The organism is Bacillus cereus group sp. BfR-BA-01331, assembly GCF_022663915.1.
Classification (GTDB): domain Bacteria; phylum Bacillota; class Bacilli; order Bacillales; family Bacillaceae_G; genus Bacillus_A; species Bacillus_A mycoides.
In genome coordinates this window covers 1-10,623 of the sequence record NZ_JAKUGJ010000055.1, presented here as the reverse complement: position 1 = coordinate 10,623, position 10,623 = coordinate 1, and the positions used below count along the sequence as shown (strand labels likewise).

The window sequence follows — 10,623 nt, the reverse complement described above, 5'->3', positions numbered from 1 at the left end:
TGCGATAGATGCCAAGAGTAAAGAAATTGATTGTCCGGCAGTAATCGATATCGTTGGGGTTATATTAGGGATATTCGCTTGAGACATGTTTTGCCTCCTCTCATTTTTTTAGTATCTGTACATTCTATGCCTCTTTACAAGGTTTATAGCTTATCTATTTATATATTTATAGGCTTCTGTAGTAAAAATGTAATTTGATATTAAGGTAATAAACGTTTTGTATGCTTTGTTTAGGCTATTTAATTTTGCTAAATAAGCCCTTTATAATAGTTTAATATTATAAAGGGCTTATAAATTTGCATCATAATATTAAAATTAAATATTTTTAGGTGGAATTGTGTGAAGGGTTCTGGTGCAAAAATAAAGTAAAAGAGAATAAAGTATATATATTTCTAAGGGAATCGTATCTTATGCTACAAGTCCAAACCATTGATGGACGAATTCTTTCTGATTTTGGATAGACTGGTTCCGTAAATTAATCTGTTCTTTTTTAATCATATGCATGGCTTCTACTCCAGAAAGAATGGATATAGCTGTGTCAAAAGATTTGAACCCTAGCATAGAACGGATACGCTTCTTTATAAAGCGATGATCTTGTTCTACTATATTATTCAAGTACTTTTGTTGTCTAAGTTGCATACCATCAGGTATGCTTTTTTCTTTTTTCAACAGTTCAATTGCTATAGGATAAGCCGGATTCTTATCGACTGTTATTACACGTGGATTTGAAACATGAAAAGACCGCAAAGCTTTCTTGAAAAAGCGCTTTGCAGCCTTTTGGTCTCTTGTTTTGTTTAGACAAAAATCGATTGTGTTTCCTTTCGAATCAACAGCACGGTACAGATATATCCATTGCCCTTTAACTTTTATATATGTTTCATCAACTCTCCAAGAGTCATTGGTTTGCTTGAGGTGACGAGGAATTCGTTTGTCTAATTCAGGGCCATACTGATGAACCCAACGCATAATCGTGGTATGAGAAATAGATAAGCCCCGTTCCTTCATCATTTCCACCAAATCACGAAAACTGAGGTTATACCGTAGGTACCATCTTACCGTTAACAAAATTAAATCAGGCTGATAATGCTTCCATTTGAACAAATTTTCCTTTTTCATACTGATCACACACCTTTTCTAGAGTAGTAATATCAGTATGTCCAAGTTTTATAGATTTTTTGCACCAGAACCCCTTTTTAAAGTAATAGTAACAGTATGTCCAAGATTTATAGATTCATTGCAATTGTCCTTAATTCTTTGCACCAGAACCCTAAATTTTATTTAACAAGAGATGGTTTTTGTTTAATATAAAAATCATCCCTTGTTAATTATTTTGTAAAAACTATTCTATTTTTACAAATGATAGTGTAGAAGCATTAGTACCAATTCCTCCATTAACTCCCAAAGAAAGTAGTACTGTTGGTGCATTACTAGTACATAAACCTATTGATACAACATCACCTGCTGCAATATTAAGAATAGTAGTTCGATTGATTTCTGTTGTTCCTATTGTATTTCCAGCAGTACCAAAAGAATTCATAAATGGTACCACGATACCTGTTCCATTGATTTGAATTCCAAAACTTCCTGTATTACCTGCTGCTAGAAGAACTGAACCTGATATTTCGTATATTCCAGCTATATTTACAGTAACAGAGCCATCAACATTAAGAGTAAAAGCTCCAGGAGTATTTATAGGGGGTGGACTTGCAAATCTTACTGGAATAACAGTTCCAACAGTTCCAACACCAGAAGGTACAAATGGACCTAGATCAGTGACATTACCAAAGGTACCGTGAACGAATGAAATAGCTCCTGTAGCTCCTGTAGCTCCTGTAGGTCCTGTAGGTCCTGTAGGTCCTGTAGGTCCTGTAGGTCCTGTAGGTCCTGTAGCTCCTGTAGGTCCTGTAGGTCCTGTAGCTCCTGTAGGTCCTGTAGGTCCTGTAGCTCCTGTAGGTCCTGTAGGTCCTGTAGGTCCTGTAGCTCCTGTAGGTCCTGTAGCTCCTGTAGGCCCTGTAGGTCCTGTAGCTCCTGTAGGCCCTGTAGCTCCTGTAGCTCCTGTAGGCCCTGTAGCTCCTGTTGGACTAGGTGTAGCATTAATTAATTGAATTAATAAATTTAAAAGAAGTTGTAAACTTGAAGGATTAATAATTAAAGAAAAGAAGAATTGTGCAAGAGCACTGTAAAATTGTTGTAATAATACAGCTAATTGACCTAAATTCGGATTCGGAGATTGTAAAATAGTTAAAATGCTTTGAATTAATTGTTTTAAATAATTTCCTTCTGGAGAAGGAGGTAAAGAATTTAATAAATCTAAAAATTGATTAAATAGATCAATTAATACCAATTTATTTGCATTATTGGGATTTGCAAAAAATGCAGCAACAGCTGATATTAAAGAATTTAGCAAAGTAATTAGTTGATTTAATTGTTGGTTTGTAATCGGCACTGTTTGTGGATTATTACAACATTCTTGTGAAAAAATAATATTTTTACAATGATCGTGATTATGAAAACAGTTATTATTCTCCATATTTTCTCTCCTTGATTTAAATTTTTTATTTTTTTGACAAAAGAATCATTCTTTAATTTGGAGGAATGTGTGATAGCACGAACAAATTAAAGTGAGAATAATTCTAATTAAATTATATGTAATTAATTATTTTTAGCTTGGACTTATACAATAAATAAGAGTTTATAAAGCAATAAAATTAAATTATTATAATAGTGACCTTGTGCTTTCTAAAGTGGGTACAAACAAAATAAAGAGAAAAATTGGATAAATAAAGGTTTTGTGAGTTTTTCTGTTTGTTAGAATGTAAAAATTTAAGATGTGAAATGTGAACGTTCAAATACTTTAAGAAAAAAAACATCCGTTAAAACGGATGTTTTTTTCTTAAAGTATTCTATAAAAGACAAAAGGAAATAGATTCTGGTGTAAAAATAAAATATAGGAGAATATATGTGCTATATTCTCCTATATTTTATTTTTGCACCAGAATCGATTTATTAGATATAAGTTGTGTCAACTTGTTCATATCTTTCATATTTTATAGCAAGATATACATTTAATACAGAAGGGAGATATTAATATGTCTCAAGCAAATATACCTAATATTACTCCAAATATTACGTTAAGCCGTGAAGAGTCTTTAAATCTATTACTTGCTTCTATTGCGTTAGAAGAATTGGGACTTGCTCATATTATTAATGCAGAAGCGGAAAAAATTCAATTTGCGTTAGGAACTATACCAGGTTTATCACCTGTTGCTACTTTGAGCAACATTTTAGCAGTAAATGAAAGTGTAAATACAACATTACAAACTGCGATGAAGAAAGAAATGTTATTACAAAGTAAATTAGAAAGTGTATTAAAAGCTCCTTCATTGACAGGACCGACTGGACCAATAGGACCGACTGGCCCTGCTGGAGGACCGACTGGTGTAACTGGATCTACAGGAGCAACTGGATCTACAGGAGCAACTGGATCTACAGGAGCAACTGGATCTACAGGAGCAACTGGATCTACAGGACCAACAGGAGCTACGGGACCAACAGGAGCTACGGGACCAACAGGAGCTACGGGACCTACTGGACCTACTGGTGTTTGTACTTGTCCACCAGAACAAGTTGTTGCAGGAACATTTTTAGGTTTTAATACTTCAGTTGGTCCAGGTGCTGTTGTACCGACACCTACGGCTGGTTCGTATAATACACCCGGTGCATTTACTGTAAATCCAGATGGTTCTATTACAGTAAATCAAAGTGGAACATATGCAATTGATGGAAGGGTACAAACAGATGTTAATTCTGGAACTGGTGATTTTGTTGTTTCGATTAATGGTGATAATTCTTTTGTACCATTTTTTAACCACGGTACAACACAAGCAGGTAGTACAAGTGGACTTGTTGTAGTTTCTACTATTGTCACTTTAAATGCAGGTGATACAGTAGCATTAAAAAATGTAGGAAGCAATACTGTTGCGTTATTAGGGCAACAGCCATCAGCGCAATCTCAATCACCAACGGGTGCTTTAAGATTAATATTGTTAAATACTTTATAATTAATTTAATATGAATGATGTTAAAATTTTGAATTTATAATATTAGTAAAAGGTGAGCGGAACGAAGTGAGCATTAAGACGTTGACTAATTCACTACCCTCAAACCCTCTTGATGTGTCAAAACGGTTATCGTTTTGACCTGCCTACAGGCGAGGGAGCCTCCTCAAAAAATGAGTGAACTGCACCCCAATTATTAGACACAATCTAACAATTGGAGGTGTAGTTTTTTTATGACTAAATTTACTTCAGAAGACAAAATGAATGCAGTCATACATTATCAAGATGGAAGTGAAAGTATAAAAGATATTGCGAAATCATTGGGAGCGAATCACGAAGTAGTTCGTATGTGGATAAAACAATTTGAATATCATGGAATCCAAGCATTTGAAAAAGGCTATACAACGTATTCTGCACAGTATAAACTAGACGTACTAAATTATATGATCGAAAATGGGACGTCTCCAAACGAAACGGAAGTTATTTTTAATATTTCTTCACCTGGACTTATTAGAAAATGGCGCATTCAGCTACATCAAAAAGGAGTAGACGCCCTTAAATCGAAGAAAAAGGGGCGTCAATCTATGAATAAGGACAATCAAAAATCAATTAACAAACAAAAACAAACAGAAGAGTCAGTGGAAGCATTACAGGCTGAATTGGAGCGTTTGCGTATGGAGAATGCTTATCTAAAAAAGTTGAATGCCTTAGTTCAAAACAAGGAAAAATCACCAAACAAGATAAGGCGCAAGTAATCTATGAACTAAGGAAACCATTTCAGGTGAAGGCACTTTTAAAATTAGCAGAACTCCCACGAAGTACGTATTATTACTGGATACAGAATTCTAATCGTCCAGATAAAGATAAAGGGTTAAAGATCTTAATTCAAAACATTTACGATGAACACCAAGGGCGTTATGGATACCGCCGTATTCGCGATGAGCTAATAAATCAAGGATACAAAATCAACCATAAAAAAGTTCAACGAATTATGAAAGAGTTAGATCTAAAAAGCTTAGTCCGTATTAAAAAATATCGTTCTTATAAAGGGAAAGTAGGTAAGATTGCGCCCAATATTTTAGAGCGTAACTTTAAGGCTGAAAAGCCGAACAAAAAATGGGTTACAGATATAACAGAATGTAAAAAATGATAGTTGGATGATTTGTCTGTCTTTAGTTGCTGATCGCGGATTCGGTTGGAAATATAACGTAGAAGACCTTATTTCATTTGCGAAATATATTGGCCAATACGCAAAAAAACAGCAAATACCGTTTGAATTGTTTATTAGTGTATTAGCAGAAGGTGGTCCATTACATTTATTCGTTAAATGAAGGACAAATGCAATATGCAAAAGCTTTAGAGGAATTAGCACGTATTTCAGATGATGGTGCGCTACTTCCGAAACAAGGATTCTTTCATTATGTAACAAGAAAAAGAGAACGATCACCAACAATGATTTTTCTCGGTTTGCAGGAAAAAGAATTTTCTCCTTTAGCACAACCGACATTTGTTATTCATGATGAAGGTATGGTGGAACCAGTTGAAAACTTGGCTATATCACATTAATGACTTTATTCTGTTCCTCCTACTTTCGTTATTAACAGCAAGGGATAAATTTTTTGCTATTGCTACTATATTTTTAGCAACAGGCTATATAGGCGTATTTCTTCTTCATAAATATATGAAGAAAAAACAACAGGATTTGTATTACTGTTAGTTATTCAAATAGTCGTTTATTCTTTCAGTTCACCTTTTTCTCTTTTTGACACAATTATGGTACCGCTTTTCTTCTTTATCCTACACGCAGTCGAACATGGGTATCCAGTACAAAAATCATTAGGCGGTATTGTATTTTTTTCGCTATTGCTATATTTTATACACCGTGTTCAATGTTATGGAAATTATCACCGCTAACTTTATGTATCATGATTATATGTTGGCTGACGGGTTCAAAAGGTAATCAACAGCTATTACGTTTTACTTCTATATATTACTATTGAAACAATTAGTGCTTTACTTATTCCGATATTCCCTTATATTCGTCTTATTTTTTTCTTATATCGTTCAAGTATTTGCATTAGGATTCGGATACGCCATCAATCCGTTATTTTCGACTGCTGCGTTAAAAGAAACAGACGATTTTTGGTCAAATAAAAGAAATTAAAAAATCCTCAAATTCAGGAGGAATTAGTGCAGCGTCTTTTTGATCCAACTCACATAAATAGCATTACAATTGTAGCCGTTACAGCCATCGCTATTTGCGTCGTTTGGACAATAATAAAAAGCGAAAATATTTAAGTTTATCAAAAATACCTGTCTTTGAATCTACAATCATTACTTATAAAAAAGGAATTAGCCAAAAATGAATTAAGCGAAATAAACCACCACATAATGAAATTCGGAAAGAAATTTTTAAAATCGAGAGTAAGTTATCACTTCCTTTTAATAGAAAGTGAGGAGAAACTGTTGAGGCGTGGCTAAAGAGAAGTAATTGTAAGGGAAGTGTGTATGTTCAGAATTCTATAATTTATAGATACCTATAAAATCGCACGTTATTCAAATGGTGAAAATACTGTACATATGCATGAGTTTAAGGAAGAAGTACATAAACTTTATAAATTTCAGAAAGGTTGGAAGAGGAGAAAAAAGAAAAACTGACTCAATTTAACCGTACTTATCAAAAGAATTTTCCTTTCTCAAGCGTTTACAGACTGATGTTTTAACTTACAGATTACTATTCTTAGGGGTAGGGACTACCCTAGTAGCTTGGTAAACATAAGTGGGTCGTACAAGCGCTTTCTTCCCAAGAGGCTTCTATTTCAAGCATCAGCTACGTGGTGAGTAGTTCACGATATTATGCATACAGATTATATAATATGGATAAATAAAAAAACCTTACATTTTGTTCTTTTTTTAGAATCTAATAATGACTCTCGGTATCCACATATATTTCAAAAGTGTACATTATATAATTCTTCCCCTACAAAAAAATTTTCATTTACCATTACAGATTTTGCGATCCTCTCATCCCATATCTGATTTTAGTCCGCCTTTAGGCATGGGATGAGAGGATCGCTTTTTCATAGAAAAACAGTTGTGTTTTAGTTATACTGAAACTATAGACAAGTACAAGTCTTTAAAACGACATTGTGTTCCTTGAAAACAAGATATCATATGGAGTTCGGTAGCCGAATTCATGCTATCGGTAAAATGATATGTGTCGTCAAGAACAAGACGCTAAAACATCTGAACACGAACCTGTATGGTATGATGATAGTACCTTAGCTCAAGAACCTATACGGTCTGTTGTGAGAGTGGTGATAGAACACCGTAATATTGCGCGTCAGCGATACCAGAAATGGACTTCGCCTTTGGTAGCAAGAATCCCACTGACGTTAGTCACCTTGCCCCTTTAGGGGGAGTGTCAAATTAAGGGTTTTATACATTTTTAGCATAGTGTTTATTTCGTAATATTAAAATAATTTGTCACTTTCATTTTTATTATCTAAAAGAACAAAATTATAATGAAATGCACTCCTGATTGTTAGAAACAACAATTAGGAGTGCATTTTCGTTACTTCAGTGAATAAAAATATTAAATAAGCTATTCATTAATAAAATGAATTGTAATTTCATACAGAATTAAGCACATTTTTATTTAAAATGATAATTCCTATCATGAGCTTTAGTTATGGGAGTGGTGTAATACTAACTAAATCTAATATATTTTCCAATTTGAATTGTAAAAGCATTTCTTGCTTAACAACCGTTTGTAGTGTTTGTCGAACACTACTATTTAGTGTTAACAAATCTGGTAATGTTACCGGTGGAGGAGTCACACTAGTACTTAGTGTTCCTAACAAAAATTGAATTTTCTCCGCCTCACTATTAATAATGTGGGCTAATGCCAATTCTTCAAGTGCAATCGAAGCCAAAATTAAAGAAACTGATTGACCAGGGGTAATTGATATTGTTGGAGTTATATTAGGGATGTTCGCTTGAGACATGCTCATCTTCCTTTCTATTTTTAAAATCTATACATCATACGAGCTTCTAAAGGATTTAGAGCCTGTCTACATAGCCCGTATTTTTTTCAGGCTCTGAAAATAAATTGAAACAATACAACCACCACAGTAGCAATAATATTTTTTAAAAACTGCCGTTACTGATCAGTAGCATCCAAACTCCAAATTAATATGTACCTTGATTGACATTCTACAATCAAAGTGTGCTCTCTAGTTTATAAAGTCTTGCAACAGAATACTTTTAATTTACTGCAAGTTAATTTCAGAGAGATGTACCTGAAATTAAGGTTTTAATTTTCTGATATATCCAACTTTTATATTCGATGAGATTCTGTTGAACTACACCCGCTTTCACTTCGTTTAGAAGTGAGGGATTCCTAAGTAAGGAGTTCTTAGGCTATCTACGTATTGCTTGCGGATAGAAGCCTTATTGTTTCAATCTTTAGATTGAACCTGTGTTAATATCGCTACCATGATGTGTAAGACAAGAAGGAGAGCACCATTTACGTAGGTTTAGATTTTTAACGTCTTTTGTTTTGATATCCACAACAAGAACATAATTGGCTTGCAGCAAATGTTTTCGATATGACAATGACTTGTTTGCCGTACCATTTTTCTTTATATTCCAACGTTGTCCAAATGTATCTCGTCAATAGTTAGGGTGAAATTAATATTTCTAGTATTTATATGACTTGTATGATTTTCACCCAAATTTATATGGTTATAATGATGATTTTAAGTAGCAAAAACCTCGATTTGATTGTAAAACACCGCTCCTTATTTGATAAGGAACAAAAGGAAACCACTTTGAAAAAGATCAATCAAAGCAGATTCCTAATTTGCGAAGCATTATATATTTATTATAAAAAAACAATTAAAACTCACTTAAAATTCTCTAATCGAGAAGGAAGAAAACAACGTAACTTTTTTAAAACAGTATTACTTTCTTCAAAACAATACAACTTTATTTCAAATCTATACCAATGATTATTCAAATAAAAAAATCCCCCGCATCTGCTTAATAATCCGAGGAATTTTTTATCAGTGATTCTCTATATCTCCATACATTTCACGTAACTTTTACTGTAGCATATCCACATAATTACCCTCTGTTTTTATTAGCATACTTAAAATGAAACAGAAATAATAGTACCGTAGCTAATACTACAAAAAATATTGGAATGTAGATAGGCAAATCCCATTTTACATAAGTCCTTACTGAAATACATAATACCAATAACATCTCAATACAAAAAATAGTTTTTAAAGATTTCAATATAATCGCCCTTTCATTTTAAATTAGGTATACTACTCTGTAACTTTCTCTACCAATTGCTCTCTAAACTTTCTACTTTTCATAATCATCCATCGAAATTCATCAATACCTTTATTCAACTTAATCATATCTATGTATTCCAATTCCTTAGCCATGAAAACTAATTCAATATAATTCCCTTTACTGTCTTTTACATATAAAGAATTCGTTAATATACTCTCTGTATTCCCACTTTTCTGTCCTGTATGTATAAACTCCTTTTCATTTACAGAAGGTGATTCAATAATTCTATCTAATTGTTGTTGTTGTTGTTGTGTTTTTGAAAAATAATCTTTTCTATTCAATTTCTCAATTATTTTCAAATAATCCCCAGCTGATCCACCTGAGAAGTATTCAAAACAAATCTTCTGAATTTCTTCTTCAGCTAAAAGTGGTATGTTAAGCTTTTGAAATTCGCTCCCTTTTTTCATTAAATTATGCACTTCAATTGTATATTTTTTAAACTCATCCTTTGACATACTTTTTAATACCTTTAATGTCTCCCCTTCCGTTAGTTGAAACCTTTTCTGAATCAACCCAGCAACATATATACTAGCTGTATAGTATGACATTTCTTGATGTTCTACTAGACCCAGCTGCTTTATTGTTTGATTAATATTATCAATACCTAATCTTTCTATTAAATAATCAGAATTGGCATTTGAACTATAACGTATCATCCCTCTAGCTATTTCCTCTAATTTCACTCTACCATCCTGAATCATATTTTTATTATTTAAACTTTTTAACCACTTCTCATGAGCACCACCATCAGTACCTTTAATAAAATATAAATCCAATTCACTTAATTTTACATCTTCATTTGGATTGATTTTATTTTCCTCACATTGTTTAGCAAATTCAATGGCTATCAATAATTTTGCCATACTAGCCGGTGGCATTATTTCATTGGGATTTATCGATACTATTATGTCTTCATTTTGCTTAACTATAAGAGAAACATTTTTATTGTTTTTTTGTTGTATTACATAATCAATTAAATAATATGGGTTCTGGTGCAAAGAATTAAGGACAATTGCAATGAATCTATAAATCTTGGACATACTGTTACTATTACTTTAAAAAGGGTGCGTGATTGGTATGGAAAAGGAAAATGTATTCAAATGGAAGCAATATCAGCCTGATATTATTTTGTTAACGGTAAGATGGTACCTACGGTACAACCTCAGTTTTCGTGATTTGGTGGAAATGCTAGAAGAACGGG

At 33.1% G+C, this 10,623-nt stretch carries 5 protein-coding genes and 5 pseudogenes; 5 read left to right on the top strand and 5 right to left on the bottom strand.

Features of this window, described 5'->3' with window-relative positions; translation table 11 throughout:
• Window positions 1-408: 408 nt before the first annotated feature.
• Together MR155_RS30005 and MR155_RS30000 are read right to left on the bottom strand one after the other, a co-directional pair.
• Window positions 409-1,116, bottom strand: coding sequence for an IS6 family transposase (locus tag MR155_RS30005; protein ID WP_242311976.1), 708 nt, complete (start codon window positions 1,114-1,116; stop codon window positions 409-411).
• A 223-nt stretch (window positions 1,117-1,339) separates the two neighbouring features.
• The gene (locus MR155_RS30000; RefSeq protein ID WP_242311975.1) at window positions 1,340-2,530 is read right to left on the bottom strand and encodes a collagen-like repeat preface domain-containing protein; all 1,191 of its coding nucleotides are present in this window, start codon (window positions 2,528-2,530) and stop codon (window positions 1,340-1,342) included.
• Between the two features lie 559 nt (window positions 2,531-3,089).
• Between MR155_RS30000 and MR155_RS29995 the strand changes: the two genes are divergently transcribed.
• The 4 genes and pseudogenes from MR155_RS29995 (at window position 3,090) to MR155_RS31915 (ending at window position 6,716) form a co-directional block, all read left to right on the top strand.
• Window positions 3,090-4,061 carry a collagen-like protein gene (locus MR155_RS29995; RefSeq protein WP_242311974.1) on the top strand — a complete coding sequence of 324 codons (972 nt, stop codon included), beginning with the start codon at window positions 3,090-3,092 and terminating at the stop codon, window positions 4,059-4,061.
• Between the two features lie 230 nt (window positions 4,062-4,291).
• Window positions 4,292-5,202, top strand: a pseudogene (locus MR155_RS29990) (IS3 family transposase); the annotation flags it as partial.
• Window positions 5,198-5,624: pseudogene (locus MR155_RS29985) on the top strand (DUF58 domain-containing protein); the annotation flags it as partial. The pseudogenes MR155_RS29990 and MR155_RS29985, both read left to right, overlap by 5 nt.
• Window positions 5,599-6,716 (top strand): annotated as a pseudogene (locus MR155_RS31915) (DUF4018 domain-containing protein). The pseudogenes MR155_RS29985 and MR155_RS31915, both read left to right, overlap by 26 nt.
• A 1,031-nt stretch (window positions 6,717-7,747) precedes the next feature.
• Here MR155_RS31915 and MR155_RS29975 read toward each other — a convergent pair.
• The 3 genes and pseudogenes from MR155_RS29975 to MR155_RS29965 form a co-directional block, all read right to left on the bottom strand.
• Window positions 7,748-8,065: an alpha-helical endospore appendage domain-containing protein gene (locus MR155_RS29975; RefSeq protein ID WP_242311973.1), complete on the bottom strand. Its 318-nt coding sequence runs from the start codon at window positions 8,063-8,065 to the stop codon at window positions 7,748-7,750.
• A 419-nt stretch (window positions 8,066-8,484) separates the two neighbouring features.
• A pseudogene (locus tag MR155_RS29970) lies at window positions 8,485-8,718 on the bottom strand (zinc ribbon domain-containing protein); the annotation flags it as partial.
• Between the two features lie 673 nt (window positions 8,719-9,391).
• Complete coding sequence (locus MR155_RS29965) at window positions 9,392-10,462, bottom strand: serine hydrolase (protein WP_242311972.1); 1,071 nt, start codon at window positions 10,460-10,462, stop codon at window positions 9,392-9,394.
• 37 nt (window positions 10,463-10,499) lie between these two features.
• Here MR155_RS29965 and MR155_RS29960 point away from each other — a divergent pair.
• A pseudogene (locus MR155_RS29960) lies at window positions 10,500-10,623 on the top strand (IS6 family transposase); the annotation flags it as partial.

Coding starts and splice junctions, on each gene's coding strand:
- MR155_RS30000 (WP_242311975.1), bottom strand. CDS start 2,530: ATGGAGAATAATAACTGTTTTCATAATCACGATCATTGTAAAAATATT.
- MR155_RS30005 (WP_242311976.1), bottom strand. CDS start 1,116: ATGAAAAAGGAAAATTTGTTCAAATGGAAGCATTATCAGCCTGATTTA.
- MR155_RS29965 (WP_242311972.1), bottom strand. CDS start 10,462: ATGTCCAAGATTTATAGATTCATTGCAATTGTCCTTAATTCTTTGCAC.
- MR155_RS29975 (WP_242311973.1), bottom strand. CDS start 8,065: ATGTCTCAAGCGAACATCCCTAATATAACTCCAACAATATCAATTACC.
- MR155_RS29995 (WP_242311974.1), top strand. CDS start 3,090: ATGTCTCAAGCAAATATACCTAATATTACTCCAAATATTACGTTAAGC.